This window comes from Devosia sp. SL43, assembly GCF_021729885.1.
GTDB lineage: Bacteria > Pseudomonadota > Alphaproteobacteria > Rhizobiales > Devosiaceae > Devosia.
Map to the genome: position 1 here is coordinate 3,380,493 of NZ_CP063401.1, position 25,373 is coordinate 3,405,865.

24 protein-coding genes, 2 tRNA genes and 3 pseudogenes are annotated in these 25,373 nt (G+C 62.5%); 15 read left to right on the plus strand and 14 right to left on the minus strand.

Features of this window, described 5'->3' with window-relative positions; genetic code table 11:
- The 3 genes and pseudogenes from IM737_RS16550 to IM737_RS16560 form a co-directional block, all read left to right on the plus strand.
- Positions 1 to 1,863, plus strand: a complete 1,863-nt coding sequence (locus IM737_RS16550) for an adenine deaminase (RefSeq protein WP_236895794.1) — start codon at positions 1 to 3, stop codon at positions 1,861 to 1,863.
- Entirely contained in the window at positions 1,863 to 3,218 is a 1,356-nt protein-coding gene (gene guaD, locus IM737_RS16555; protein ID WP_236895796.1) for a guanine deaminase, read from the plus strand. The genes IM737_RS16550 and guaD overlap by 1 nt, the downstream gene beginning before the upstream one ends.
- Before the next feature lie 162 nt (positions 3,219 to 3,380).
- Positions 3,381 to 3,476, plus strand: a pseudogene (locus tag IM737_RS16560) (IS481 family transposase); the annotation flags it as partial.
- A gap of 291 nt (positions 3,477 to 3,767) precedes the next feature.
- Here the strand turns inward: IM737_RS16560 and IM737_RS16565 are convergent.
- Together IM737_RS16565 and IM737_RS16570 are read right to left on the minus strand one after the other, a co-directional pair.
- Positions 3,768 to 3,956 (minus strand): annotated as a pseudogene (locus IM737_RS16565) (Arm DNA-binding domain-containing protein); the annotation flags it as partial.
- A 175-nt stretch (positions 3,957 to 4,131) separates the two neighbouring features.
- Positions 4,132 to 4,205: transfer RNA gene (locus IM737_RS16570), tRNA-Gly, on the minus strand.
- A 249-nt stretch (positions 4,206 to 4,454) separates the two neighbouring features.
- Here IM737_RS16570 and IM737_RS16575 point away from each other — a divergent pair.
- Positions 4,455 to 4,531, plus strand: a tRNA-Arg gene (locus IM737_RS16575).
- Between the two features lie 435 nt (positions 4,532 to 4,966).
- On the opposite strand, the gene IM737_RS16580 is transcribed toward IM737_RS16575, so the two are convergent.
- Genes IM737_RS16580 through IM737_RS16595 form a run of 4 tightly spaced genes read right to left on the minus strand, consistent with a single transcriptional unit; the run spans position 4,967 to position 8,912 of the window.
- The gene (locus tag IM737_RS16580; protein ID WP_236895799.1) at positions 4,967 to 5,260 is read right to left on the minus strand and encodes a hypothetical protein; all 294 of its coding nucleotides are present in this window, start codon (positions 5,258 to 5,260) and stop codon (positions 4,967 to 4,969) included.
- 1 nt (position 5,261) lies between these two features.
- Positions 5,262 to 6,257, minus strand: coding sequence for an FAD:protein FMN transferase (locus IM737_RS16585; protein ID WP_236895801.1), 996 nt, complete (start codon positions 6,255 to 6,257; stop codon positions 5,262 to 5,264).
- On the minus strand, positions 6,241 to 8,433 hold the full coding sequence (locus IM737_RS16590; RefSeq protein ID WP_236895803.1) for a PepSY domain-containing protein: 2,193 nt from the start codon (positions 8,431 to 8,433) through the stop codon (positions 6,241 to 6,243). The genes IM737_RS16585 and IM737_RS16590 overlap by 17 nt, the downstream gene beginning before the upstream one ends.
- A gap of 11 nt (positions 8,434 to 8,444) precedes the next feature.
- Positions 8,445 to 8,912 (minus strand): DUF2271 domain-containing protein, encoded by a 468-nt coding sequence (locus tag IM737_RS16595; RefSeq protein ID WP_236895805.1) that lies wholly within the window; start codon positions 8,910 to 8,912, stop codon positions 8,445 to 8,447.
- A 132-nt stretch (positions 8,913 to 9,044) separates the two neighbouring features.
- On the opposite strand from IM737_RS16595, the gene IM737_RS16600 reads away from it, so the two are divergent.
- Genes IM737_RS16600 through IM737_RS16610 form a run of 3 tightly spaced genes read left to right on the plus strand, consistent with a single transcriptional unit; the run spans position 9,045 to position 11,844 of the window.
- The gene (locus IM737_RS16600; RefSeq protein ID WP_236895807.1) at positions 9,045 to 9,701 is read left to right on the plus strand and encodes a response regulator transcription factor; all 657 of its coding nucleotides are present in this window, start codon (positions 9,045 to 9,047) and stop codon (positions 9,699 to 9,701) included.
- Positions 9,698 to 11,140: a sensor histidine kinase gene (locus IM737_RS16605; RefSeq protein WP_236895809.1), complete on the plus strand. Its 1,443-nt coding sequence runs from the start codon at positions 9,698 to 9,700 to the stop codon at positions 11,138 to 11,140. The genes IM737_RS16600 and IM737_RS16605 overlap by 4 nt, the downstream gene beginning before the upstream one ends.
- A complete protein-coding gene (locus IM737_RS16610) occupies positions 11,137 to 11,844 on the plus strand; it encodes a VIT1/CCC1 transporter family protein (RefSeq protein ID WP_236895811.1) in 708 nt (235 codons plus the stop codon). The genes IM737_RS16605 and IM737_RS16610 overlap by 4 nt, the downstream gene beginning before the upstream one ends.
- A 199-nt stretch (positions 11,845 to 12,043) precedes the next feature.
- Here IM737_RS16610 and IM737_RS16615 read toward each other — a convergent pair.
- Positions 12,044 to 12,541 (minus strand): annotated as a pseudogene (locus IM737_RS16615) (tyrosine-type recombinase/integrase); the annotation flags it as partial.
- A 1,106-nt stretch (positions 12,542 to 13,647) separates the two neighbouring features.
- Here IM737_RS16615 and IM737_RS16620 point away from each other — a divergent pair.
- Positions 13,648 to 14,427, plus strand: a complete 780-nt coding sequence (locus IM737_RS16620; protein ID WP_236895813.1) for a GNAT family N-acetyltransferase — start codon at positions 13,648 to 13,650, stop codon at positions 14,425 to 14,427.
- Positions 14,428 to 14,823: 396 nt separating this feature from the next.
- Here the strand turns inward: IM737_RS16620 and IM737_RS16625 are convergent, their stop codons facing one another.
- Complete coding sequence (locus tag IM737_RS16625) at positions 14,824 to 15,801, minus strand: alpha/beta fold hydrolase (RefSeq protein ID WP_236895815.1); 978 nt, start codon at positions 15,799 to 15,801, stop codon at positions 14,824 to 14,826.
- Positions 15,802 to 16,103: 302 nt separating this feature from the next.
- Between IM737_RS16625 and IM737_RS16630 the strand changes: the two genes are divergently transcribed.
- Complete coding sequence (locus IM737_RS16630) at positions 16,104 to 16,493, plus strand: hypothetical protein (RefSeq protein ID WP_236895816.1); 390 nt, start codon at positions 16,104 to 16,106, stop codon at positions 16,491 to 16,493.
- On the plus strand, positions 16,483 to 17,409 hold the full coding sequence (locus IM737_RS16635) for a hypothetical protein (RefSeq protein ID WP_236895818.1): 927 nt from the start codon (positions 16,483 to 16,485) through the stop codon (positions 17,407 to 17,409). Before IM737_RS16630 ends, IM737_RS16635 begins: the two co-directional genes overlap by 11 nt.
- A gap of 424 nt (positions 17,410 to 17,833) precedes the next feature.
- Here the strand turns inward: IM737_RS16635 and IM737_RS16645 are convergent, their stop codons facing one another.
- The 3 genes from IM737_RS16645 to IM737_RS16655 all read right to left on the minus strand — a co-directional run bounded on the left by IM737_RS16645 (position 17,834) and on the right by IM737_RS16655 (position 20,490).
- Positions 17,834 to 18,700: a type II CAAX endopeptidase family protein gene (locus IM737_RS16645; RefSeq protein ID WP_236895820.1), complete on the minus strand. Its 867-nt coding sequence runs from the start codon at positions 18,698 to 18,700 to the stop codon at positions 17,834 to 17,836.
- Positions 18,701 to 18,916: 216 nt separating this feature from the next.
- Positions 18,917 to 19,561, minus strand: a complete 645-nt coding sequence (locus IM737_RS16650) for a DUF4389 domain-containing protein (RefSeq protein ID WP_236895822.1) — start codon at positions 19,559 to 19,561, stop codon at positions 18,917 to 18,919.
- A gap of 110 nt (positions 19,562 to 19,671) precedes the next feature.
- The gene (locus IM737_RS16655) at positions 19,672 to 20,490 is read right to left on the minus strand and encodes a universal stress protein (RefSeq protein ID WP_236895825.1); all 819 of its coding nucleotides are present in this window, start codon (positions 20,488 to 20,490) and stop codon (positions 19,672 to 19,674) included.
- 185 nt (positions 20,491 to 20,675) lie between these two features.
- Here IM737_RS16655 and IM737_RS16660 point away from each other — a divergent pair, with 185 nt between their 5' ends.
- From IM737_RS16660 to IM737_RS16675, 5 genes are all read left to right on the plus strand, one after another.
- Positions 20,676 to 20,840, plus strand: coding sequence for a hypothetical protein (locus IM737_RS16660; protein WP_236895827.1), 165 nt, complete (start codon positions 20,676 to 20,678; stop codon positions 20,838 to 20,840).
- A 29-nt stretch (positions 20,841 to 20,869) separates the two neighbouring features.
- Positions 20,870 to 21,625 carry an SDR family NAD(P)-dependent oxidoreductase gene (locus IM737_RS16665; protein WP_236895829.1) on the plus strand — a complete coding sequence of 252 codons (756 nt, stop codon included), beginning with the start codon at positions 20,870 to 20,872 and terminating at the stop codon, positions 21,623 to 21,625.
- A 13-nt stretch (positions 21,626 to 21,638) separates the two neighbouring features.
- Positions 21,639 to 22,016 (plus strand): hypothetical protein, encoded by a 378-nt coding sequence (locus IM737_RS16670; RefSeq protein WP_236895831.1) that lies wholly within the window; start codon positions 21,639 to 21,641, stop codon positions 22,014 to 22,016.
- Positions 22,017 to 22,323: 307 nt separating this feature from the next.
- On the plus strand, positions 22,324 to 22,458 hold the full coding sequence (locus tag IM737_RS20980; RefSeq protein WP_272906536.1) for a hypothetical protein: 135 nt from the start codon (positions 22,324 to 22,326) through the stop codon (positions 22,456 to 22,458).
- Between the two features lie 54 nt (positions 22,459 to 22,512).
- On the plus strand, positions 22,513 to 22,926 hold the full coding sequence (locus IM737_RS16675; protein ID WP_236899951.1) for an OsmC family protein: 414 nt from the start codon (positions 22,513 to 22,515) through the stop codon (positions 22,924 to 22,926).
- Between the two features lie 30 nt (positions 22,927 to 22,956).
- On the opposite strand, the gene IM737_RS16680 is transcribed toward IM737_RS16675, so the two are convergent.
- The 3 genes from IM737_RS16680 to IM737_RS16690 all read right to left on the minus strand — a co-directional run bounded on the left by IM737_RS16680 (position 22,957) and on the right by IM737_RS16690 (position 25,171).
- A complete protein-coding gene (locus IM737_RS16680) occupies positions 22,957 to 24,462 on the minus strand; it encodes an acetyl-CoA hydrolase/transferase family protein (RefSeq protein ID WP_236895833.1) in 1,506 nt (501 codons plus the stop codon).
- 164 nt (positions 24,463 to 24,626) lie between these two features.
- On the minus strand, positions 24,627 to 24,884 hold the full coding sequence (locus tag IM737_RS16685; protein ID WP_236895841.1) for a hypothetical protein: 258 nt from the start codon (positions 24,882 to 24,884) through the stop codon (positions 24,627 to 24,629).
- A gap of 65 nt (positions 24,885 to 24,949) precedes the next feature.
- Positions 24,950 to 25,171 carry an ArsR/SmtB family transcription factor gene (locus tag IM737_RS16690; protein ID WP_236895843.1) on the minus strand — a complete coding sequence of 74 codons (222 nt, stop codon included), beginning with the start codon at positions 25,169 to 25,171 and terminating at the stop codon, positions 24,950 to 24,952.
- Positions 25,172 to 25,373 lie beyond the last annotated feature (202 nt).

Consider the following 25,373-nt stretch of genomic DNA (forward strand, 5'->3'; position numbering starts at 1 on the left):
ATGACAATTCCGGACGACCTCATCCTTGCCGCCGCCGACGAGGTGGCGATCCGCCAACATCTGCTCCTGGTGTCACTCGGCAAGCGCAAGGCCGACTTGGCGATCGAAGTCGGCCGGCTCTTTGCCAGCTATGCCGGTGAGTGGCTCGAGCAACAAGAAATCGTCATTTACGGTAGGCGCGTCGCCTATGTCGGGCCCGTCGGCTCCTATCGCGGCGAGGTTGATCGACGTGTCAGCTATCCCAGCCTCTCGGCGGTGCCTGGCTTCGGCGAGGTGCATAAGCATATCGAATCCACCCACCTGACACCTGACTTCGAAGCGCAGCTAGTGCTGCCCCGGGGCAATACCTGGACCTGCGAGGCGAGCCACGAATTCGCCAACGTGAATGGCCCGCGCAACACCGAATTTTGGGAGAAGGCGCGTCGTGCCGGTTCGCCGCTCAAGATCTTCATCCAACCTGGCTCCGCCGTGCCGCCCAGCGCGTGGGAGCAGTCGGGCGGCTATTATGGCTACGATGAGCAGAAACATTTCCTGGCGGAGCGATTGTCTGTCACCAGTCTTGACGAGGTGATGGACTGGCCCTCCGTTTGGGACTCGACCAATCCGGGGTATGCCCGCATGTGGGGCATGATCCGCGCCACGTTCGAAATGCGCGGTGTGGTCGAGGGGCACGGCTCGGGTCTCACCGATCCGCATGATATTTCAGCTTTTGCAGCGGCTGGGCTCTCCTCGGACCACGAAGTGTGGTCGCCGCAGGAGGCCTGGGACCGGCTGATGCGCGGCCTCTTCACCGAGTTGCGGCCGTTTTCCTATGATGTGCTGATCCCCGGCCTGATCGAACGCGGCCTCAAGGACTGGTCAAACGTCGCCTTCACCACCGATGACCGCAGCGCTTCGGATACACTCCGCGACGGCGCCGCTGACCACAATGTGCGCCACGCCATCCACTACGGCCTCAGCCCGGAGATCGCCATCCAGTGCGCGACCATCAACCCGGCCCGCCACATGCGGATTGAGCAATGGGTCGGCTCGATCACGCCCGGCCGCTACGCCGATATCGTGCTGCTGTCCGATGTGCCGAGCATCGACATCGCCCATGTCTACGCCGATGGCCAGCTTGTCTCTGAGGGCAAGAGCTATATCGGTCCGGACGTCCGCATCGATTGGCCGGACTGGGCGACGGGCACCGTCAAAATTGGTCGCACGCTGACGGGGGCGGACTTCGCGGTGCCGGCCGAGCCCGGCCGCCAGACCATGCGGGCCGCCGTGCTGCGGCCATTCCACTGGAACGAGGATTTCCTTGTCGAGGAACTGCCCGTCGCCGACGGGCAGGTTCAGCGCGATCCGAACAAGCTCATTACCAAGTGGTCGATGATCGACCGCTATCGCGGCGACGGAGCCGTGGCATCGATGTTCTGGGTCGGCGTCGGCCCAGCCGATCCTGACACGGCCCTCTGCTGCTCGGTCGCCCATGACAGTCACAATATCTGGTGCATCGGCTCCTCCGACGAGGCGATGGCGAAGGCCGTCAACCGCCTCGGCGAGATCGATGGTGGTTGGGTGCTCGTGCATCGCGGTGAGGTGGTTGCCGAAGTTCGCCTCGAAGTAGCGGGCCTCATGACTGCTCGGCCTGCCGAAGAGTTCGACACGGCCATGCAGGCCTTCCTCGCACGGGCAGCCGATATCGATTGGGTGTATGCACCCGCCGCCATGAACCGCTGGAAGCCCGGGTTCCCCGAATTCCTGATCTTTGCCACGCTGACCTGCGCGCCATGGCGCTGGGTTCTGGTGGCGCCATCAGAGCTCTGCCCGCAAGGCTTCGTCAACGTGCAGACCGGCGAAACCCATAAGGTGGTATGGTAGTGGACTTGCGGGGCGGTGGCATTGCCGGCAGTTTCTTTCACGCGCCGACGGCCGGTCAACTCGACGTTCTGGAAAATGTACTGATCCTGGTTGATCACATCGGGTCGATCAGCGCGGTCATCGGCCCGGACGACGCGAGCCGCACGGCGCAGGAGGCCGCTCTCGGCGAGAGGCTGATACGGTTGCCGGAAGGTCAGTTCGGCCTGCCGGGCATGGTCGACCTTCATGTCCATGCCCCGCAATATCCGCAGCTTGGGCTGGCGCTCGATGAGCCGCTCGAGGTCTGGCTGGGGAAGTACACCTTCCCCCTCGAAGCCCGCTATGCCGACCTCGGCTTTGCCCGTGAACGCTATGCTGTGCTGGTTGACGACCTTCTGAGCACCGGCACGACGACGGCCCTCTATTTCGCCACGCAAGATCGCGAGGCGAGCAAGCTACTCGCCGATATTTGCATCGACCGCGGACAACGGGCGCTGGTCGGCAAGGTGGCAATGGACGATCCTCTATCGTGCCCTCAATACTACCGAGACGAGAGCCCTGAGGAGGCTCTAGCCGACACCCGCGCTCTCATCGACCATATCCGCAACCACCCGAACAACCTGGAGGGGCTTGTGCTGCCGGTAATCACGCCGCGCTTCATTCCGGCCTGTACCGACGAGACACTGGCGGGTCTGGGTTCTCTTGCGACTGAATGCGATTGCCACGTACAGACACATTGCTCGGAGAGCGACTGGGCGCATGGCAATGTACTGGCGCGCTATGGCATGACCGATGCTGCGGCGCTCGATGGCTTCGGGCTGCTAACGCGAAAGACTGTGCTGGCGCACTCCAACTTCCTCACAGATGCGGATATGGATCGGCTCGTTGCCCGTGGCAGCGCCGTGGCGCATTGCGCATTGTCGAATATCTACTTCGCCAATTCCGTTTTTCCGCTCCGCCACGCACTGGAGAAGGGCGTGCATGTCGGCCTGGGCACGGACGTCTCCGGGGGACCATCCGCCTCGATGTTTGAGGCCTGCCGAACCACGGTGCAATCCTCCCGCATGCTTGAGGAAGGCGTCGATCCAGCTCTGCCGCCGAGTCGCCGGGGCCGGCCAGGCTCGGCTATTGGTCTGGCGACGGCGTTCCACTTGGCGACGGCGGGCGGCGGTATCGCGCTGGATCTGCCGATTGGCGTCCTGACGCCCGGTTATCGCTTCGACGCCATGGTCATAGACACAACGATACGCGACGGCGCCATCCGCTTGTTTGACACTCTCGAGCCCGCTGCGATCTTCGAAAAGATCATCTACGGGGCCACACGCGCCAACATCGCGTCTGTCTGGGTAAACGGCCTCACCGTCGTCAGCCGCTAGCCAGCTTCCGCGTACCAGTTGATGCGTCATCGATTGACCACTCAGCCGTGCAGCATACCGCCTCCGAATGTGGGCTTTCGGTTGCCACAACACGATCCGAACGACAGACATGGGGTTGGTTGGCATTGCCGGCCCCACGCTGCGGCAAGCTGCTGATCGCCCACCCCACGCACCATTGGCAAGGCCGAGTGCTTCATCCGGACATCGCTCAGAGAGTGGGCCTATGCCATACCATATGCCTCGTCGGCCGAGCGAACCAAGCCATCGTCCAATGGACCAACACCTACAACCGCACGCGCGGTAGCGATGGCGTATCAGGACGTCACCTGAGTGATCGGGAAAGGAGCCAGCTTTGGCCAGTGTTTCAAGCATCCACTGGTTCTTAGCGATGGTCGGCGTCGCTCGCTTATCCCGCTGCATCTTGCCGAGGAACTCTGCAACGATGAGACCGAACGTGTTGCCGGCAACTGCCTTTGCTTCGAGTTGGGCCCTCTTGCGTGCGAGAGAGGGGTCGATGCCATTACTGAGCTGGCGCTTCGCTGCATCCCGTCTACTGTGTGCAGCGGCAAGCTTGGTACCTGGATAGGCGCCAAAAGTCAGTGTTTTGCGCTTTTCGGCGAACCGATGATCCAATCTCCAGGACTTCGCTCCTGAAGTGCTCATATAGAGATAAAGCCCGTCAAAGTCCGGCAACTTATACGGCTTTGGAGCTGGGTTTGCGTTCTTGATCTGGGACATCGCTCAATCGCAATGACGGTATCGGTTTTCGCCCGCTCCTTCGATACCGTCGAAAATACTGTCAAATGTGCTGGCTGTCACTGGACGCTAGTCGACACACTCGCGCACGCACGAGGGCTGAAAGCCTGGTTTACTGGGCTTCCTAAACTTTGCCGGACTGAGTTGTGATGAGCGCTGGAGCGGGTGAAGGGAATCGAACCCTCGTCGTAAGCTTGGGAAGCTTCTGCTCTACCATTGAGCTACACCCGCGACGCGCCGATAGATGCGGGAATTGCAGCGGCACGTCAAGGCAGAGTGAAACAGGACGGTAGGACAATGTCTTCTGACAATGTTTCTGCACGAGAAAGCGGTGCCAAAGGCGCTCGCGCTGATGGCTTCCACAGCCATTACCGCCGACCCACCATAAGTGCATCCACCGGTGCAGTTCCTAGTTGCGCCTCAGGTCTAGCTTAGCTAGGTTGCCGCCGCGTCGGTGGTCGTTTTGGCCGCCGTAATGATGCACCCGTAGCTCAGCTGGATAGAGCGCTGCCCTCCGAAGGCAGAGGCCACACGTTCGAATCGTGTCGGGTGCGCCAAAAACCTTTTAAAATCAATATCTTGTGTAAATTGGGCGATGGAGGTCTCATCCCGATTTTGCACTGCTGCAACCACACGGCGACTTTTCAACGGCGGCTTTGCGCCCTCTCGGTCGTTGGCGGACCAAACTTCATCGTTCCGAAGGCCGCCCACAAGGCACGCCGTGCCGGCAGCAATGGGGTGGCTAGCCGCCTGTCCCCTTTCAGGTAGCCTTCGGGGGAAGCGGACGTTGTTGGTCTGGCAAAGTTGGGGCCGGCAGCGGTCTGTCTGCTTTTGGTCGCTGCATGACGTAAAGCAGCAATACGGCGCGCGATCTCGCCGATGGCTCATTTGAGGCTGTCGGCTTTCGGTGCTTGAGCACTGTATGCAGACTGTTCCTTTTAGCGCTGCAATAATCAATTGGGGGGAGGCTCGCCGCCGATACCCAGGCTTGTTCAGTCGTCGTCGTCTTCACGCTGGCCACCGCGATGGTCTTCGTCGTCATCCTCGCTCACCCCTGCATGCATGTTGGCGACGGCAAGATCGGCCTCTGTGCACATAACCGTGCCTGTCACGCGACCGCCAGGCAGCATGAAGGTGCCCTCGGTCTGGCTGCCGACACCGGCGGCCTGGCAGTGGCTGTAGATGAGATCGGGCGTGAGCTGCGCCCGGACGTCGCCGGCCAGAGCCGGCAATGCCGCGCCCAGGCTGCACAGCGCGACGGCAAATCGGATGCTTGATGCGTTCATCTTAGTTCTCCTTGGTGATTTTGGGTGTTGTGATCGGGTCTGAAGCCGCGACCAGGACCTGGTCGATGAACAGAGCCTCGATGCCGTGTCGGCTGGCGAGTGCGGCGCCGGTTCTTGGGCCAAGTACCAGCATGGCGGTTGCCCAGGCGTCGGCGGCCATGCAGGTCTCGGCCAAGACGGTAACGCCCGCCAGACCATCCGCCAGCGGAGCGCCGCGACGCGGGTCCATGGTATGGCCGTAGCGCATGCCGTCGCGCTCGACGAAGTGCCGGTAGTCGCCGGATGTGGCGACGGCGCCCGCCGTCAGCTCGAGCACGCCTTCTACCGCACGATGCGCCGTTTGAGGCTTTTCGACAGCAACGCGCCAGGGCGAGCCGTCCGGCTTTCCGCCTTCGGCGCGCAATTCGCCATCGATAGAAACGAGAAAATGCAGGATGCCATGCGCGGCAAGCACCCGCGCCAGTTCGTCAACGCCAAAGCCCTTGGCAATGCCGGACAGGTCGAGGTTGACCGCGGCGAGCTTACGGACCCGCTCTTGGGCGTAGTCGAGTTCGAGGCAAAGATGAGCTGGTTGCTTGGCGGATGAATTTGCGGGGACAGGCGCTTCGTCGCTGCGTGCAGCCTGGCTGCCAAAGCCCCAGGCCGCGACCAGGTCACCCACACCTATATCGAAGGCTCCATCCGACAGCAGGCCGATCTCCATCGCCGCCGCCAACACCGCGAACAATTCCCCTGGCACCTTGCACCAGACATGCGCCGGGGCGCGGTTGAGCTGCATCAGCGCCGACTCGGGCTTCCACGTCGACATCTGGGCGTCGACCGCATCGACCGTCGCCTGTAGGTCCCGGTGCAGCCCGCCCAGGTCCTCGACGTCAGGCGCGTAGAACACCGCGGCGTAACGCGTGCCCATCGTGGCGCCGCTGAGCACCTGACGCTGCAGCGGCACGATGGGTGGGGCTGGCTCGGACCGGTGAGCGGCTTCAATACGCGTCTTCAAGGTACAATCCCTTCTGCTTGAGACCATCGACGCTGAGGCCTAGCGGCGCGAGGCAGGTTTCGATCGCTGCGCGGACGTCATTGGCCATGTCGCGGCCGCCGCAGACCATGATCTGTGCGCCTTTGCTGACCAGGCCGCGCACGGCGTCTGCCTCGTCCATCACCAGGTCCTGCACATAACCGCCGCCCAACACGCGGGAGAACCGTGTGTTCAGCGATGTCAGAAGGCCCTCGTCCAGCGCGGTTTCGAGGTCGTCGCGATAGAGAAAATCCGACGCCGGATCGCGGCCGCCAAAGAACAGGTGTACCGGCCGGCGATGGCGGTTGTGGCGGGCGAACCCCACCAGTGGCGCCACCCCGGCGCCCGCGCCGATCAGGATTAGCGGCCGGCGCCCGGCCTTGGGCCGGAAGTCCGGATTGGGGCGGATGAAGCTGTCGATCGCCTCGCCGGGCACCAGCGCATGCAAAAATTCCGAGCATAGCCCGCCCGACTGCTTGCGCACGCAGATCTCCAGCATGCCGTCCGGTGAGGCTGAGGCCAGCGAATAGTAGCGCGGTGCGTCGGCGCCGGGCGGCACGATGCCGACCAGGTCACCGACCTCGAAACGCGGCAGCCGGGGGGCGAACCAGCCCCGACGGGACTGCGGCGCGGCAAACTTGAGCACAGCGACCGGCGCCTGAACTTCCATGCCATAGAGGGTGCGCTCCACCAGCACGAGTTTACTGGTGGCTGGCCGCGCCGCAACATGGTTCAGCAGCAACGGCAGGCCAAACCGCCCGCCGAGACTCTTTCCCCAGGCCGCGAAATGCCCGGCCGACTGCCGGTCGACACTGGCCAACGGCAGCAGGTGGATCAGACCCTTGGCCGCAAGCGCGGCGTCGACCTTGGCGGCAAAGCCGCAGAACTGGGCAAAACCCTGATCGCCGAAGCCGAGGACGGCAAAGGCAGGTGTCGCGGTGAAGTGCTCGAGCTTTGCCAGGAACTGGCGGGCCGAGGCCGGGGCTGCGCCGTCACCGTAGGTGGCTGCGAGCACCAGCAGCCGGGACGCGTTGGGATAGCTGCGACGCAGCTCGTTCATGGCGGCGACATGGACGCGTTGACCCTGCTGCCGCAGGGCGTCCTGCAGCGTGGCGGCGAAGCCCCAACTGCTGCCGCCTTCGCTGCCGACCAGGATGACGGTGTCGGCGTCGCGCCAGGAGACATTGCCGACAATTCGCGGCGTGTTGCGGCGACGCATCCACCAGATGATCGTGCCGGTCACGGCCAGCAGCGGCACGCTCAGGGCGCCCAGCCCCACCAGCAGCGCCACCATGGGCGCGCCTTGCCCGGTATGCAGCAGGTAGATGAATTCATAGGCCCGCTGCCAGCCGTCGTTTGGCGTGAAGGAGAGCATCGCGCCGGTGCCCTGGTCGACAAAGCCCTGGCCGGCCTGGGTGGTGACGGTGAAGACATCCGTGGCGTCGCCCGCTGCCGGAAAGGTCAGTTCGCGCAGGTCAGCCAGGGGAATGGCGGCGAGCGCCTCAAGCGAGGCAATGGGCGCCACGGTCTCGCCGGCGCTGGCCGGCGGAAAAGCGAACATCGCGCCAGCATTTTCCGGCAGCAGCGCAAAGTTGACCGCCGACATATAGGCGCCAGTCAGAGAGGTCAGCAGCAGCACGGCAACACCGATGCGGGCCAGATCGGTATGCAGCCGCTGCGAGCCAGTGCCGCGCGACGCGGTCAGCAGCTTGCGCCAGCCGCCCATCTTGCCAACCAGCAGCAGCATGCCGCTGATGGCGAGCGCCAGGATGAACAGCGCCGTGACCCCGGCCGCGCCATGCCCGACATTGCCCAGCATGAAGGAGCGATGCAGGTCGGTGATGAAGCTGAAAATGGCCGATGGCGCATAGGCGCCGGCTGCCGCGCCGGTCTGGGGATCGACAATCACGGCGCTGCGCACCCCGTTCTCTGCTGTATAGGCAACGAGCTGGCCCGATGCCGACCGCACCAGCCGTTCCACACCCGGCAGCTCCGCGGCCACGCGGTCAGCCAGCGCCGCCACGGTAACACCGCTGTCCGCAGCCATCGTCGTGGCCGTATCGGCGAGCGGCTGCAGCGACAGCACGAAGCCGGTGGTCGCCATGAAGATGACCAGCAGACCGCCAAACAGGCCGGCCAGGGAGTGGAAACTGCGCATGGACGTGCTCGCTAGAGACCGAGGGAGATGGAGTTGACGTAGCCCGTGCCGCTCGCCGTGGCGGGCGTGGACGTCAGGTCGATCACGGCGTCGTCGGCATATTGGCCGCCATTCTCGACCGCTGTATCGACGTGGATCCGGTAGCCGGCATCGAGCAGGGTATCGGCGAGATTGGCATGTACCGTCAGCGTTTCGCCGCTGCCGACGCTGGCGCCGGTAATGCCATCGAGATTGAGCGATCCGCCGCCCGATGCCGCCCGGGCCCAGCCGCGCAGGTCGCCGTAATATTTCGTCTTCTGGCCCGAAACCCAGAGCGTCGAATTATAGCTGCCGTCCGGATTGGTGAGATAGACCGCCAGATAGGCGGCATGACCGGAATATTGCACCAGGCTGGTCTGGATGCTGACATCCCGGGCCATGGCGATGCTGGGGGCGCAGAGCGCCGTAGCCAGCATCAATAGGGCTGCGAGTTTCTTCATGGTATAGGCTCCTGATCGGTATGTTGTGGGGAGCTTTGACCATGGCAAGCTGACAGCAGACTGAAGCAGCGCAGGTTTCTCGTTCAGCCCGGTGTAAGCTTGGCGCGCTAGGCCGTCCTGGGGAGCCCAAACATGCGCGTGCTGTTGATCGAAGACGACCATGTGCTGGGCGCAGCCATCCGCGACCACGTGCTCGCTGCCGGTCATGCGGTTGACTGGATGCAGCGGCTCGACGACGCCCGCCTGGCGCTGGCCAGCGTGCCCTATGAGCTGGTGCTGCTCGATCTCAACTTGCCCGACGGCCGTGGCCTCGATCTGCTCAAGCAGTTGCGTGCCGCCGGCAATGCCGTTCCCGTCATTATCACCACGGCGCAGGATCAGGTCGCCATCCGCATTGAGGGCCTCAATTCGGGCGCCGACGATTATCTGGTCAAACCATTCGACCTAGCCGAAATGGGCGCCCGCATCGCTGCGGTGGCCCGTCGCTATGGCGGCAATCCGACGCCCGAGATCACCACGGCAGGGGTAACCATCGATCTGGGCCGGCGCATTGCCAGCATCGACGGCGCCCATGCCAGTCTCACCGCCCGCGAATGGGCCGTGCTCGAACGCCTGCTGGCGCGCCGCGGCGGCATCGTCACCAAGTCCGAGATCGAGGATTCGCTCTATGCCTTCGGCGCCGAGGTGGAGAGCAATGCAGTCGAAGTCTATGTCAGCCGGCTGCGCAAGAAACTCGGGCGGGAGTTCGTTCAGACCATTCGCGGCCTTGGCTACCAGGTGAAGGCATGACGCGGCGCCCCTCCATTGCCTTGCGCCTGGCACTTGGCCTGACCACCGGCATGGCCCTGCTGTGGATCGGCGCCGCGGCCATTTCGGTCAGCGTCATGCAGCATGAGCTCAACGAAGCTTATGACGACAGTTTGGAGCAGAGCGCCCAGCGCCTGCTGCCGCTCGCTGTGCACGACCTGCGCGAGCGGGGCGATGGCGGGCGACTGGTCGGCGGCGCCTATAATGAGGGGGGCGACGACGATGATCGTCCGGACGCCGGCGACGGACCCGCCGGGTCCGTGCCGCACGATTCAAGCTTCACCTATGTTGTCTTCGATAGCCAGGGCGTCATCATGCTGCGCGATCAGCAGGCGGCCGACTTCGCGCTACCTGCGGATTTGCCGGAAGGTTTTGCCGACATAGATGGTCAGCGAACCTTTGGGCTGACGGATCGCAACGGCTTTTCCATCCTCATTGTGGAGACCAGCGACCGGCGCCTGAACGGCGTGATGGACGCCATTTCGGCCCTCGGCTTCCCCCTGCTCGCTCTCCTGCCGCTGATGGCCGGTGGTGTCTGGCTGGCCATGCGCTTGGCGCTCCGGCCGCTGGAGGCCCTGCGCCGCGATATTGCCAAGCGCGACAGCAAGAACCTGGAGCCCCTGCTGTCGGATGGCCATCCCGCCGAGCTGGCGCCGATCGCCGAAGCCGTCGGTGCCCTGATGTCCCGGCTAAAGTCGGCTCTCGATGCCGAGCGCTCCTTTGCGGCGCGCAGCGCCCATGAATTGCGCACCCCCATCGCCGGCGCGCTGGCACAGACCCAGCAACTGGCTGCCGAACTGGGCAACGGCCCGGGCGCGGCCCGGTTGGTCGAGATCGAGGCCGCGTTGAAGAAGCTCGCCAAGCTGTCGGAAAAGCTGCTGCAGCTCGCCCGCGTCGAGGCAGGCTTTGCCCGTTCAGATCGGGAGGCAGACCTCTTGCCGGTGCTCAACATGGTCGTGCACGATTTCAATGCCAGTACGCTCTGGCACGACCGCGTGCATGTCGACGCCGCCGGCGGCGGCGTGGTTGCGGCCATCGATCCCGATGCCTTTGCCATCGCATTGCGCAATCTGATTGAAAACGCCCTCAAGCATGGCGCAGCGGGCCAGCCGGTCCAAGTCATTGCCGCCGCGGCCGGCGCCGTGCGGATCGTCAACCAGGGTGGCCTTGTTGGGGCGGCCGATCTGGCGCGTTTGGGTCAGCCTTTCGCCCGCGGCGACACGGCGGCGGACGGCAACGGCCTGGGCCTATCCATTGCGCGCTCGATTCTCGAGCAGGCCGGCGGCTCGCTGTCCCTGCAGTCCCCCGCGTCGGGTGCCATGGATGGCTTTGAGGCCGTGATGGTGCTGCCCAGAGGCGATAATCGACAGACCAACCATGGCGCACCCGGAACGGGCGCCACCCCCAAGGTGAAGGCATGACCCTGCCGTATAAATCCGCCCACGAAGAAGTTCATTTCATCAACCGATCGGGATGGCTGCGGGCCGCCGTTTTGGGAGCCAATGACGGCATCGTCTCGGTGTCGTCGCTGATCGTGGGCGTCGCGGCCGCCGATCCCAGCCCTGGCGCCGTGCTGATCGCGGGCGTGGCAGGCCTGGCCGCAGGGGCCATGTCCATGGCGGCGGGCGAATATGTCTCGGTCAGTTCGCAATCCGATATCGAGCGCGCCGACATCACACGCGAAAAGCAGGCTCTGATCGACACCCCAGCAGAGGAAGAAGCCGAACTCGCCTCGATCTACGAGTCGCGCGGCCTGTCGCCGGCCACCGCAGCGCTGGTCGCAAGGGAGCTCACCGAGAAGGACGCCTTGGCTGCCCACGTGCGAGAGGAGCTGGGCCTGTCCGAAGTCCATAGCGCCAACCCGCTTCAGGCGGCTTTGGCCTCCGGCCTGACCTTTACAGTCGCCGCTGCCCTGCCTGTGATCGCGGCCGTGCTGGCGCCCATAGGCGCGACCATTCCAGTCGTGGTCGTCACCACCCTGATCTGTCTGGCGGGCCTTGGCGCGCTGGGCGCCCAGGCCGGTGGTGCCCCCAAAATGCGCCCCACCTTGCGCGTCCTGTTTTGGGGCGCAGCAGCCATGGCCGTTACCGCGCTGGTTGGTCGAATATTCGGTGTTAGCGTTTAGCGGGGGCTTGGCGCGAAAGAGGAAACCCGCGCCGATGCGTACGCGCAGCAAATGCGTCATGAGATCTCTTGCAGGCCGCTTCTCTAGGCAAAGCGCATTCGCCAGCGTCCGCTATTGGGTGTCCCACAAAGCAAGCCGAACGGCCGGAATGGGGCACTTCGCCGACGCCACCGGAATGATCGTCGGCGAAGTGCCCGAGGATTTCAGTGGCCTCGGACAACGAAAGAGCATCGTCAACGTCCACACCCAAATATCGAAGGTGTTCTCAATCTTGCTGCGGCCGAGCAATATCTGGATGGCTCGCGGGTTTCCTGTGGCCTTGTAGATGAGCGATGCTTTGGTTCTGCGTAGAGAGTGGGTGCCGTACTCCTCAGGCGTCAGGCCGATAACTTTCACCCATTCATCGACCAGCCTTGCATATTGGCGGGTGCTCAGATGACCATTCGGAGCAACCCTGCTCGGGAAGGCGAAGTCGTCTACGGTGCCACCGCGTCGTTCGAGCCAGACAAGTACGCTGGCCCCGGTGTCAGAGGTTATCTCGAACTGGACCGGTCTTCCTGTCTTTTTGCTGGATCATCATGGATCGAGTGCGGATGATTGGTCCAGCCACAAGCGTGCCGATCTTGATCTTCACCAGGTCGCAGCCTCGAAGCTTGCTGTCGATTGCGAGGTCGAAGAGCGCCCGGTCTCTCATCCGATCGATGTTCGACTGGTTCGTCACGGCAAAATCGGAGAATGACCGGTATCGCAAGCAGATCGATTCCTCGGCGGGTATCGCGGTGTTCTTTGCCGCGCGCAATGATGCAGAGCACTGGACCCGGTTGGGTGGGCCTTTCAGCGGTTTACCCTCAAGGCCACCGCACTCGGCCTCAAGACGGCGCACCTCAATCAGCCGGTCGAGATGTCCCAATTCCGTGCCGATCTGGCGGCCCTCGCCGGCAAGCCCGGTGGGCTTCCCTTTCTTGCCGTGCGTTTCGGCTTCGGGCCGACGCTGCCCTACTCGCGGCGGCGTCCGGTCTCAGTTGTCCTTGCATAGGCGGTCGAAGAAGGCGGAGCCGCTCCGCCATGAGAAGTCCGTACGCACCAAGAATTAGAACCCTGATCTGACCTGGATCAACGGGGACGAAATTCGAGCCTGTAAATAGCCGAACAACGGGGATCAACGTGATGAGCTTGCATCAACCACCGGACGACGGCATGACGATGCGCACCTTTGTCCGCGATGAGGCGATGCACAGCCTCGGTATCGGCACCAGGCATACAATGAAGTCGGTGGTGACCGGTGTGTTCCTGCCCTTGATACTCAGCCGGTCATACACGCTGGGCGAGAAGATCGACATATGGCGCGGCAAGTGGTCGGCCCCCTCCACCGACATGTGGAATCAAGTTCTAGCGACCGATCTCGCGGCAGAAGTTCCGGCCCTGGAGATACCCGTCTACTTCAATGAGCGGCATCTTCGATTACACCGTCTCGTATGGCTTGGCCAAAAGCTATCTGGAGACGCTAGAGGCCCCCATGAAGGGGTTCTTACACGTTCGAACACTCTGCTCACAGTCCGCTTTTTGAGGAGCCCGAATGGATGCGTGAGATACTGGAGCAGGATGTGCTTTCGGGACAGAACACCCTCTCGGACGCAAAATAAGGCGACGGCGACGGGGCGATCAAAGGCCGACCAGCCAATTGGGATTGCACCCTGTTCACTCGTTGACCTGGGTCAAGGCCCGCGCGTCCCATTCTGCCAGAGTGTCAACATCGATGCCTGCGCAGCCATGCGTCGGCGGCTTCAACAAACCGGAGTGCCAATGCCCTATGTAACGCTGACCCCAGAGTCTTTGCCGACATCGCATATCTGTTGCGCGATCTCCGACAAGAAGTGTGCGGACGGGTATGCCGCCAAGAAGCAGTGGCTCTCGGACCAGCATGCACACGGTTATCGCTTTCGGCGCCTGGACGAACGCGGCAAAGCATTCATCGAATACGGTCCTGCTGAAAGTGCCTGGATGCCGGTCAGCGCGCCTGGTTGGCTAGCGATGGGGTGCTTTTGGGTATCGGGCCAGTTCAAAGGTCATGGGCACGGCAGGGCGCTGCTCAACCATGCCCTGCAGGATGCGCGCGACCAAGGCCGGGCTGGCTTGGTCTCGCTCGCTGGCAAGAAGAAGATGCACTTTCAGAGTGACGGTCAGTGGCTGCTCAAACAGGGATTCAGAGAAGTCGACACCTTGCACTCCAGTTTCTCCTTGCTGGCCCTGCCGTTGGATGAAAGCGAGCCGGCGGAAATGCCTCAGTTCGCGCAAAGCGCGCGCGATGGCCTGGACGCCGATGCGAAAGGGGTGACGGTCTACTACTCGAATCGATGCCCGTTCACGGATTATCACATCGAAGTCTCGCTCCAGGAGACCTGTCACAAACGGGGCCTACCGTTGACGGTGCACAAGCTGGACACGCTATCGGCCGCGCAAGAAGCACCGACGCCTGCCACGATATTCAGCCTCTTTCTGGATTCGCATTTCGTCACCACCGACATAAGCGTGTGCATGGATAGCCGCTTCGACAAGGTGGTTGGAAAGGCCATGGCAGCCTGACGTGGGAATGGCGCTATGGCCTCGCCGCTTTCGCTGAAACCAGTGGTGGGATTGGTGCCGACAGCTATTCGCTTGCCGGCGTACGGAAGCCGACGCTCCGCGAGCGGCCCCGAGTAAGTCGTTACATCGCCCTGAAGGATATGCGGCCGGTTCTGGGCCGCCTTCTTGCTCAATGGACCGCTGCCATCCACATGATGGCTGCGCGCGCACCTGCTGCGAGTACGCCTGGCGGCCCCTCCGAACCTGCCGTAGTGAGCCGGGAGTAGTCGATCGCATGGGCCTCAGCTCAGCGCAACAGCATGGTCGTGTGGCTACTCGGCGGCCGAGAACCTCGACTGCTCCCGCGCGGATGCCCTAGATTGGGACGCGGACCGCCATATCGAGCAATTGCCGCAGTTATGCGTAACCGATCTCGGTGAGGAAGGCGTCGACCTGATCGAACAACTCGTGGTCGTGACCGAGCCAGATGTGACCTCCTGATGGAAAGACGGTTAGCTGAGCGTTGGGCACGGTGGCCGCAATGTGACGGGCGGCCTTGGCGGTGCCAAAGCGGTCGTCCTCAACCGAGATGGCGAATGTTGGCGCGGTGATCGATTCCAGGGCTGATGGCGCCGGGTGACCGGCGAGTTGCGCGTCATTGATGAGACCATCGGCGCGACGGCTGACCGGGAGGATGCCGCGAAGTATTTCTCGGGCGCGCGCTACCTCGGCAGCGTTCACGGTCTTGAGCAGCGCCGGGTCGGTGGCAAGGAGCGTTCCGACCATGAGATCGGAAGCGACGGCGGTGCCAATCCAGAACAAGAAGTCGGAACGGAGCAGCGCCATGGCCGCCGGAATGCCCTCGGGTGGATTGTCGGCGGTAATCGCCTCGCTATCCGGTGTGAAGCTGGCAGGCACGATCGGCACGAGAGCCGCACAGCGGTCGGGATGGCGGATAGCGAACTCGATAGCGGAAAGGGCACCCGCGGAGCCACCAGCGACCGCGATCCTGTCAATGTGAAGGTGGTCGAGCAATTCCACGAGGGCATCGGCTTGGTTCGCGCTCGAGGGATCCGGTGGAAGGCTGGAGCGAAGGTACCCAAAGCGAGATGGCGCAATGATGCGGTATCCCTTGGCGAGGAGCTCCCGCGTGAAAAACAGTCCCTGATCGAAGCCACCTCCGGTGCCGTGGACCATCAGCAGCGGTGTGCCGCTTCCGGCGTCGGCGTATTCTAGATCGCCGGACCGCGTTGGAATGATTGTGCTGAGGCTTGGGTCGCAGGCGACCCGCGCTTTGCTGATGGCCGAGGAATAGGCGAGCGCTGTTCCTCCTCCAGTCGCGGCCAACGCACCGCTGGCGATACCCAGGCCAATCAACGCTCTGCGAGATACCATGACGCACCTTCCAGTTCGCACGCCTATCGCAGGCGCTTGAGGGATCATAGCGGGAGTAGTGCAGGGGTCCTTGATCGCAATCAAAATCAGCGGCGGAAGCGGCAGGTGAGGAGGTGGGTCAATCCAGCGATCTACTTCGGCTTCAATCCTCCGAGGAATTGACGCCACGCGAACGCACTCGGCTTTGAGCGATATCAACGAGCCTGCGACTGATAGCGATTCACGAGGCTTTGATCCTAGTCAAGAAGGAAGCGGCGCACGGACGCTATGTTGAGCCGTCTTGGAGGATCGGGAGGCAGGCTGTGAACTGGATACGCGTCATCGGCTATGGGATTGCTCTGTGGGCAGTGCCCTTTGCCACTTCTTTCGTGCTGTTCGGCGTCCGGGAGGCCAATCGGGCCCTGTTCGAGAGCATCATTGTGGTTGTTGGCGTTACAGTCACTGTCGTCGCGGCGCTTGCCTACTTCAGGGACGTCAAAACCGTTGGTCCTCTCCATGGATTGGTGCTCGGTTCTGCGTGGGCAGCGATTTCAGTGATCATCGATCTGCCGATATTCCTCGTCGTCTTTCAGATGACGCTGCCCGACTATGCCGTCGACATAGCTCTTACATATCTGGCATTCCCCATAATCGTCGCCAGGATATCGCTCGCCCAAAGCCGTCGCCCCGCGTCTGTGGCAAATGGATATTGATAGGTCTGTACTGGATTGGCTGCTGAGTGGAGACATCTCCATCCAGTACCAGGTGCGGCGCGACCTGCTTGGCGAGGATGATCCCAGGCTTCTGGCTCGCATCGCCGAGGAGGGATGGGGTGCTGGGTTTCTCGCCCGTCGCAACGCCGACGGATCGTGGGGGCAGCGCTTCTATCAGCCGAAGTGGACCAGTTCTCACTACACCTTGCTCGACTTGAGAACCCTGGGGCTGCCGCCCGATAACGCGCTGGCGCGCGCGAGCGTCCACAAGATCGCTGTCGAGGAGAAGATCGGCGACGGTGGCATCGGGCCGACGCGGACGATCAAGCTCAGCGACGTCTGCGTCAACGGCATGTTCCTCAACTACGCCAGCTATTTCGGCGAACCGGAAGTGAGCCTCTGCTCGATTATCGACTACATCCTTGGCGAACGCATGGCCGACGGCGGCTTCAACTGCTGGCGCCTTCGGCCTGGCGCCGCTCACAGCTCCCTTCATTCGACACTCTCGGTGCTCGAAGGAATCCAGGAATACGCCGCGAACGGCTACCGGTACCGACTGGCTGAGTTGCAGAGTGCCGCACGGACGGGACGGGATTTCATCTTGGATCATCGGCTGTTCCGCTCCCGCCGCACCGGCGAGATCATCGGCCCAGACATGCTTCGCTTCGTCTTCCCGCCGCGCTGGAAATACAACGTTCTCAGGTCCCTCGACTACTTCAGGACAACACGAACTCCATGGGACGAGCGCATGTCGGACGCGCTGGACAAGGTGGTCTCCAAGAGACGGCCGGATGGACGTTGGGCGTTGGCCGCGGGTCATCCGGGGCAGGTGCACTTTGTTATGGAGAAGGCCGGACAGCCCAGCAGATGGAACACGCTGCTGGCACTGAGAGTGTTGCGAGCCTATTTGCACTAGCGAACGCCGTGCACAGGGTTCTGCTCCACGATGCCGAGTTCCAAAGCATAAGTGAGAATACCACCGAATAGACGATCGTTGGGCCGCCGTGCCGGCACCGCCGCGCACGATGGCACGCCCGTGTAGCTTGTCGGTCTTGCGGCACCAGAGGTCGCCCTTATAGCGTTTTGCGAGGAAGTCGCCGTCGAAATGGATGATTGGGGCGCTACTCCGCCAGGTTCGAGGGAACCGAACAGCTGGAGACGGCTAACCTCGGTGGCAATCAATTCCCGAGTTGCGTCGAGCCGATGACGGTGTTTTGCGCTCCGCTTCGTGCTTTATCATTGCCTAAGGCTATCCGTGGCCTCGTCGTGGGCACGAGTTTCACCGTGCTGGCGATAGCGGCAGAGAGCTCAAGACGTCGCGCGGCCAATGCCGGTGCCGTTCACGCCGATGAATTGGCAGGGGGTGCCGATTCCACAAGCGTGAAGTCGCTTCCACGCCACGTTACAAGGCCGACCGCGACGATCCAGAAACAGCCAGCGCCAATCGCGGCAGCAAGCACACCCCTGGCGCCGTCGGTGAAGCCTGAGGGCACGACCATCGCGGATGCCGTGATAGTGAAGTGATAGAGGACGATAAGGAGCAGGTTGCCTCCGGTCCGGTTCCAGAGCCACGACATGATGATGGCATGCGCGGTCAGGACAATGGGACCGTTGACCAGGAAGGCTGGGATGAACCAGTCGCCATAGGCCTTGAGCGCGATGTAGTCGGCCGGAAGGTGCCAGAGACCCCAGATCGCGCCGATCACAAGGGCTGCGGGAAGAACGCCGAGGCGCGGCTGCAGGCGCGGGAGCAGGAAACCGCGCCAGCCGATCTCTTCTCCGAGGCCGGCCATCAACGGCCAGATCAGGAGGATGGGGATGGGAACACCGATACCGGAAAAGCGGTTGCCGCCAATGACCATCGCCTGGATGGCGACGATGATGAGGGTGACGGCAGGAGCTGTCAGCAGAGCCACCGCGTACCAGCCGGGGTGGATGCGCCAGCGGACGAGCGGCGCCAGCAACTGGGCGATGCCGGCTCTGCCGGCCAGGGTCCATGCGACCGCGATGGCCACCAGCGAGGGAGCAAAGCCCCCGAGGATGGCTGAGACTAGAAAGATCGGCGACATCTCCAGGCCGCCGGGCGGCATGGCTGGAATCCAGTAGCCCCACAGGAGCCATGCCCAAAGGAAGGAGCCGGCCAGAAAGGCGGTGACCGGGGCACGCGCCGCCCACGAAGCAAGACGGGACTTCACTGTGTTGGCCATTCCGCAGCTCCGCTGATTGCGTATAGAATGCAGACTGACTTGATCTCCGTCAAAAGAAGCCGTGTAGGCGCGGGAGACCCGTGCGTTGCCTGCGCCTCGATGCGCCATCCTAGACTGGTGGACTGCGGCGCAGGGATCCGCGATACCGACACGGACAATGACGAATACTGCCAACCGGCGTCTGCCGGTCCCAAGAGACTCGCTGGCTGGTGGATGTCACTGAAGGCTGAATGGCGGATAGACGTCAGTTGCAAGCAAGAAGGCGTAGGCCCACACGCGCGTTGACCAGCGACCGACACCGACCACGAAGTCGAACAGCCCTCGTGGGTAAGTGCCGGTGAACAGAATGGCGAACCAGGCAAAGATGGTGACCAGCGCTACCGCGACACCGAGCACGAAGAGCACCACACAGTGAGGGAGTACGAGCAGCCATTTCACAAGCGGCAGCCACTGGTTGAGGCCGTGTTCGACGTCGGGATAGGCGACCTCAAGGTGCACAGACTGCGCCTCCGTGGTCGAGGGATAGCGGTCGGTGAGCAGAAGCAGATATGCCATGACGCGAGCACCAAAGCGGCCCAGTTCCAAGGCAAAATCGAACCACCAGCGGGGATAGTGCTGCCGGAAGAGGATCATCAGCACTGTCGCCACGAACAGGCCGGCGGTGATCCCTCCGGCACTGGACTCGACCACCTTTCCTGCCTCGGTGACGTAGCGGGTGCTGCCTGCGCCCGACAGCAACCCGAGGATCATCAGGATGGGGATGGCCCAGATCAGTCGGAAGAACGTCGACAGCCGATCCATCTGTCCTGGATAGTCGATTTCGAGACGAGCCGCGTATGAGGCGGAGGGAGCCGTAACCATTTGGAACCTCATGCACCAGGCAAGACCTGGGCGAACCTATCGGGATCGGAGCGCAGGCTATTGACGTGGATCAACTATCGAGGGGCAGGGTCCCCAAACCAGTCGTCCAGCTAGTTGGAGAACAGCCGGTTGATGCCTGGGGTAGCCAGCAACTCGCGGGTCATGCCCCCAAAGATCCATTCCCGCAGCCGGTTATGACCGTAGGCGCCGCTGACGATGAGGTCCGCGCCGGCACTCTGAGCCGCCTGGACTATGGTTTGGCTGACCCCGCCGATATCCGGAAGCACGTCGCCATGCGCCTTCACATCGTGAGACTGTAGCCACGCCACGACGTCGAGCATGCTCGCACGCTCGACAGCCAGATTGCCTTCGTCCACGACCACAACGGCTACATCGTCGGCGACCTTGAGGAAGGGCAATGCATCGACGACAGCCCGGCGTGCCTCCTTGGTGTCCTTCCACGCCACGAGGATCTTGGTTGCCTTGAGTTTGCGCGCGCCGTGGGCAGAAACGAGAACCGGGCGACCGGCTCCGAGCAGCACCGCACTGACGTCGATTGCCTGTCCGAGAGGTGCTTGCTGGTCAGAAGAGCCAACAACAATCAGGTCGACCGACCGCGCAAACCCGATGGTCGCGACTTCGGGTCGCTGTACCGCCTGCAGCCAGCGGTGCTTGATGCCAGGCGGCACCATCGCTGCAAAGCTTTGCTCCGACGCGGCGAGCGTAGCTTCGATCTCGGCGTGTTGCTCGGCATAGACTGACGCTGCGACGGCGCCGCCATCCATTCCCATGACAACGAGCGGCGGCTCGGCCGCTGCCATTCCCGTCAATGCTGCATGGTGACGCCTGGCAAGCTCACTTGCGAGAGCCACCAGATCCGGATCGACCGCGCCGGCGTTGACGATAACAGCGATATTCCTGATTTCCATTTTGCCGCACTCCATGTGTGCTGCTGACCGTAGGGGCTTGCCGTCATCGATCTTTGACGTGCGTCAATCCGGTCCTTCTTTCGCGACGCGCCGGACCATTTGCGCCAGATCAAAACCAAGGCTCGTGAACGGCCTACAAAAGGCGTCGGTCGACAAATGAGCCAATTCCGTCGGGAGAAGCAGAAATGGAACGCATCAAGATCACTCAGCACACCTCGCTAGGCGCCTTTTGGTTCGCCGGATGGCTGTTCAGCATTGGCTATCTGCATCTCAACTTCTGGATGGGTCTGCTGGGCTTGTTCGTCTGGCCCTACTTCATGGGTGCCCACTTTGCCGCGCCGCTGAGCTGATCAACCGCCCTCGCAGTGGAGAGATGAACATGGCTTATTCCTTCAAGGACAAGATTGCCCTCGTCACGGGCGCAGCCTCGGGTATCGGTGCTGCGGTTGCTCAACTTTTGGCGGCGTCGGGAGCCAAGGTGATGATCGCCGATCTCGACGCCGAAGGCGCGAGTTCGGTCGCCGAATCCATATTGGCCCAAGGGGGAGTGGCGAAAGCCATCGAGGTCGATGTGACCGATGCCGTAGAGGTCGAGGCGATGGTTGACGCGACGCGCAGGCAATATGGCGGGCTCCATCTGGCCGTCAACAATGCCGGAATTGCCGGTGCAAGCGCGCCGACGGGTGAATACCCGCTCGAAAGCTGGCGCAAGGTCATGGCCACCAATCTCGACAGCGTCTTCTATGGCATGCGCTACCAGATACCCGCGATCCAGGCATCGGGCGGGGGCGCCATCGTCAACATGGCATCCATACTCGGCTCGGTCGCCTTCGCCAATGCGCCGGCCTATGTCGCGGCCAAGCATGGCATGGTGGGCCTCACCAAGACCGCGGCAATCGAATATGCGCGGCACGGCATCCGCATCAATTCCATTGGCCCGGGGTTCATCGACACTCCGCTGTTGTCCAAAAATCTCGACGCCGCCACGCTGACAGCGATTGCCGGCATGCATCCCGTTGGCAGGCTCGGGACAGCGTCGGAAGTAGCGACGCTGACGGCGTTCCTGCTCTCGGACGACGCCTCCTTCATCACCGGCAGCTACCACCTGGTGGATGGCGGCTACACCGCTCAATGACCGGAGGACTCAGATGACCAAAGCGACGCTCTATCGCATCGAACTCGAACTGGCGCGCGAACCCGGCCACCCCGAGGGCGACCCGGGTCACACCTACCGGCTCTACCTGCCGTTGACGAACGACGGGTATATCGACCAGTCGGGTTATCGCGACATGCCGGAGTGGTGCCGTGTGGTGCGGAAGCGGCCCGGGGATGATCCCGCGCGCGGTCGTATCCTGCGCGGACCCGGTGGGCGCTGGCTCTTCGATTATTCCGATGCGAGCACACTCGATGACGAGGTGGGCTTCCGGCTTTCCGAGGAACGCTTCGTGCCGGGGGAGTATGTGTCGATCCGCGAGGATGACGGCAAGATGCATGTCTTTCGGATCGCTTCCGTGCAGCCCGATTAACAATCTGAGAAGTGACTCCTAAAGCTGAACACACAGGCCGATCATCGACGGGAGATGGCGATGGAACTCCGTGCTTTGCTGGCCGTCCCTCTTATCTGGGCCGTGCTTTTCGTGGTCCCGATACTGGTCTACGGAGCTCTGTCTGCCGCGACGGGGCTGCAGCCACCGGGTGGCAATCCGGCGCTGTTCCTGGCGGGCACCGCAGTCTCAAAGCTCGGTACCGCCATGGCGTTTGTCGCTCTGTTTTATCTCGGCCGGGACGTAATTCGGGACCCAGTGGCTGCTCTATGTCGGTGTCTGGTGGTTGATGTTTGCGCTTGGAGAGCTCGGCCAGGCCATTGCCCCCGGCTACTCCTGGCCGGAGGCGGCGGCCGGGCTCATCTCGGAGACGATCTACTTCCCGGTCTCCGGTCTCATTCTCGTGTGGCTGGTGAGAGCCTGAGACGGACAGCGTGTGACTTGACCACGCGGCAAATTATGCAGGGTCGACTTGGCGATGCTCGAATATGTGGTTGATGCGCAGCGAATGGATTCGGCGGGCAGCATGGCGCTGGTGAGGCAGGCGCGCCTTCCGCTTGACACGTCGCTGACAGGTCGAGCGGATGCGTTCAACTCGGCTAAAATGCTCCTGGCTTCGCTGGCCGCCTGCATCATCAAGAGCGCGGAGCGGGCCATTCCAATGCTGGGATTCGAGCTTCGCGCAATGAGCGTCAGGTTGCATGCTGTCCGCAGCGACTCTCCACCCCGGATCACCGCTATTGACTACCTAGTGACGGTCGACACCGACGAAAGCGATCGTCGCATCGCGCTCCTGCACACCAACATTCGGAAGTACGGCACGATCTCGAATACGCTGGCGGGAGCCGTTGCGCTGGATGGGAGCATCATGCGGAGCTCGCGGGATGCCTGATTGCGGACCCACAGAGGCAGCAGGCTGCGATTACACTGTGCCTGAACCGTCGAGCATGGTGCCCTTGTCTCTTGCTTTGACGTGCCAGGATAGCGCTTCTTCCAGCGCGTGCGGTGTATGCCCACCCTTGCTGGCGGCCCGCTCGAAATAGACGGTCAACTGCTTTCTGTAATGTGGATGCGCGCAGTTCTGGATGATCGCAGGTGCTCGCTCGCGTGGCGCCAACCCCCGCAAATCCGCCAATCCATTCTCCGTGACCAGGATATCGACGTCATGCTCGGTATGATCGACATGGGAGACCATCGGAACCACCGAAGAGATCGCACCGTCCTTGACCAGAGAACGGGCTACGAAGATGGACAGGTAGGCATTGCGCGCGAAGTCCCCGGAGCCGCCGATGCCGTTCATCATATGTGTGCCGTTGATGTGGGTCGAATTGACGTTTCCATAGATGTCGAATTCGAGTGCAGTATTGATGGCAACGATCCCAAGACGCCGGATGACCTCCGGGTGGTTGCTGATCTCCTGGGGACGCAGCACCAGCCGGTCCTTGTATAGTGCCACATTCTGGAACACCCGCGCGGCATAGTCCTCGCTCAAGGTGATGGACGAGCCCGAGGCAAACACGAGCCTGCCGGAATCCAGGAGTGCGAATGTGCTGTCCTGCAGCACCTCGCTATACATTTTCAGGTGATCGAACGGCCCGGAGGCCAGGCCTGCCAATACGGCGTTTGCGATGTTGCCTATGCCGGCCTGAAGCGGATTGATGCTCAGATCCAGCCGACCCTTGGCAACTTCACGGACGAAGAACGCTATGAGGTGCTGAGCGATCGCAGTGGATTCTACACCCTGCGCCTCCAATGCGGCAGCGCTGTCGGACTGGTCGGTGATCACGATCGCTGCGATTTTGGCGGGGTCGATCCGCATGTCGGGCAACCCGATCCGGCTGTCGCAGGACATGACAGGAATGGCTTCGCGCATCGGCCGCCTGGTCGGCAGATAGATGTCGTGCAAGCCCTCGAGGGCCAGAGGCTGACTGAGGTTGATCTCGATGATCAGATTGGTGGCCAAGGCGGCAAAGCTCGCCGAATTGCCCACAGATGTGGTTGGCACGATGCCACCATCCTCGGTAATCGCCGTCGCCTCGATGATCGCGTAGTCCATCTTGCCCATTTCGCCGGAGCGCAGGTGTTCGACGGTTTCGGAAAGGTGCTGGTCGATGAACATGACTTCGCCGCGGTTGATGGCCGCCCGCAGGGTTGGATCGGACTGGAAGGGCATCCTTCTCTCCAGGATATGGGCCTCCGTCAGCACACGATCCACGTCCTTCCCGAGCGAAGCACCAGTCACCAGGGTGATCTTGAATGGATCTGTCCTGGCGCGACGGGCCATGGCCAGCGGCAGTGCCTTGGCATCCCCGGCGCGGGTAAAGCCACTCATGCCGATCGTCATGCCGTCCTTGATAAGACCGGCCGCCTGATCGGCGGACATGATGCGCTCCATCAGTGGAAACAGGCGAATACGTTGGTCCAGCATGTGGTGCATCCAATCGGTTGATTGGCTCATCGTATGCGCGTCATCCGCCGACGAGTTGATCCCGCTCAAAAAGGGGGGCGGTGGGCATGGGTTAGAGTGCTCGTCAAGCCAAGCGAAAGCAGATCATAGGACGGAGACTGCGATGACCCACCGGACAGAAAAACTCACCACGCAGAGCGGCTTAACATTTCACGTGCGCCCGGCCCGGCCGGATGAGGAGACGGCCCGCGTTCTTCGAACATGTCACGCCTGAGGACCTGAGGTTCCGGTTCCTCACCAGCGTCAAGGAAGTCGGGCATAACCGGCTGGTTGCGATGACCGAAGTCGATCATCGCCGGAATGAGAGCTTCGTGGCTTTCGAGCGCGAGGGGGGCCCCATCATAGGTGCGGCCATGCTGCGTCACCTTGGTCTCGGTCGTCAAACGTCGTGCATGCCGCGTGTTCGCCCTTGTTCCGGCGCGTCGGGCGCGCGTCGGCAGGGCAGTTCTCAGTCGGCACAGTATATGCCGTAGAGCGTCGTCAGCACCTGTTTTACGGCATCAGAGGCCAAGCTGTAGTGAACCTGCTGGCCATCGCACCTGGTCTTGACGAAGTCCCAGGCGCAGAGCTTGGACAGGTGCTGTGACAGGGGAGATAGCCCCAGCCCGAACTTGTCGCCCAGCTCGGTCACATCCATCAGCGCTTGTGCGATCTCGGGGTTCGTCTGCACCTGTCTGAGGTGAAAGACGCCGTCATGGACCGGCTGGCCGACACACAGCTTTCCTCGCGCATCTCGGTGGTCAGATGCACCTCAGCCACCACCAGGCCATGCTGGCCATCGCCGAGCGCCGCCTGGCAAGGCCCGCGGGTGGCGGCCGCGAGCATCTCGGCGTGCTGATCTAGATCAAAACGCGCGACACCCGCCCGTGATA

What these genes read in the sequence shown, in the direction of transcription:
- IM737_RS16550 (WP_236895794.1), top strand. Translation starts at nt 1, where the DNA reads ATGACAATTCCGGACGACCTCATCCTTGCCGCCGCCGACGAGGTGGCG.
- IM737_RS16580 (WP_236895799.1), bottom strand. Translation starts at nt 5,260, where the DNA reads ATGAACGCATCAAGCATCCGATTTGCCGTCGCGCTGTGCAGCCTGGGC.
- IM737_RS16590 (WP_236895803.1), bottom strand. Translation starts at nt 8,433, where the DNA reads ATGCGCAGTTTCCACTCCCTGGCCGGCCTGTTTGGCGGTCTGCTGGTC.
- IM737_RS16595 (WP_236895805.1), bottom strand. Translation starts at nt 8,912, where the DNA reads ATGAAGAAACTCGCAGCCCTATTGATGCTGGCTACGGCGCTCTGCGCC.
- IM737_RS16600 (WP_236895807.1), top strand. Translation starts at nt 9,045, where the DNA reads ATGCGCGTGCTGTTGATCGAAGACGACCATGTGCTGGGCGCAGCCATC.
- IM737_RS16605 (WP_236895809.1), top strand. Translation starts at nt 9,698, where the DNA reads ATGACGCGGCGCCCCTCCATTGCCTTGCGCCTGGCACTTGGCCTGACC.
- IM737_RS16610 (WP_236895811.1), top strand. Translation starts at nt 11,137, where the DNA reads ATGACCCTGCCGTATAAATCCGCCCACGAAGAAGTTCATTTCATCAAC.
- IM737_RS16620 (WP_236895813.1), top strand. Translation starts at nt 13,648, where the DNA reads ATGCCCTATGTAACGCTGACCCCAGAGTCTTTGCCGACATCGCATATC.
- IM737_RS16625 (WP_236895815.1), bottom strand. Translation starts at nt 15,801, where the DNA reads ATGGTATCTCGCAGAGCGTTGATTGGCCTGGGTATCGCCAGCGGTGCG.
- IM737_RS16635 (WP_236895818.1), top strand. Translation starts at nt 16,483, where the DNA reads ATGGATATTGATAGGTCTGTACTGGATTGGCTGCTGAGTGGAGACATC.
- IM737_RS16645 (WP_236895820.1), bottom strand. Translation starts at nt 18,700, where the DNA reads ATGGCCAACACAGTGAAGTCCCGTCTTGCTTCGTGGGCGGCGCGTGCC.
- IM737_RS16650 (WP_236895822.1), bottom strand. Translation starts at nt 19,561, where the DNA reads ATGGTTACGGCTCCCTCCGCCTCATACGCGGCTCGTCTCGAAATCGAC.
- IM737_RS16655 (WP_236895825.1), bottom strand. Translation starts at nt 20,490, where the DNA reads ATGGAAATCAGGAATATCGCTGTTATCGTCAACGCCGGCGCGGTCGAT.
- IM737_RS16660 (WP_236895827.1), top strand. Translation starts at nt 20,676, where the DNA reads ATGGAACGCATCAAGATCACTCAGCACACCTCGCTAGGCGCCTTTTGG.
- IM737_RS16665 (WP_236895829.1), top strand. Translation starts at nt 20,870, where the DNA reads ATGGCTTATTCCTTCAAGGACAAGATTGCCCTCGTCACGGGCGCAGCC.
- IM737_RS16670 (WP_236895831.1), top strand. Translation starts at nt 21,639, where the DNA reads ATGACCAAAGCGACGCTCTATCGCATCGAACTCGAACTGGCGCGCGAA.
- IM737_RS20980 (WP_272906536.1), top strand. Translation starts at nt 22,324, where the DNA reads ATGTTTGCGCTTGGAGAGCTCGGCCAGGCCATTGCCCCCGGCTACTCC.
- IM737_RS16675 (WP_236899951.1), top strand. Translation starts at nt 22,513, where the DNA reads ATGCTCGAATATGTGGTTGATGCGCAGCGAATGGATTCGGCGGGCAGC.
- IM737_RS16680 (WP_236895833.1), bottom strand. Translation starts at nt 24,462, where the DNA reads ATGCTGGACCAACGTATTCGCCTGTTTCCACTGATGGAGCGCATCATG.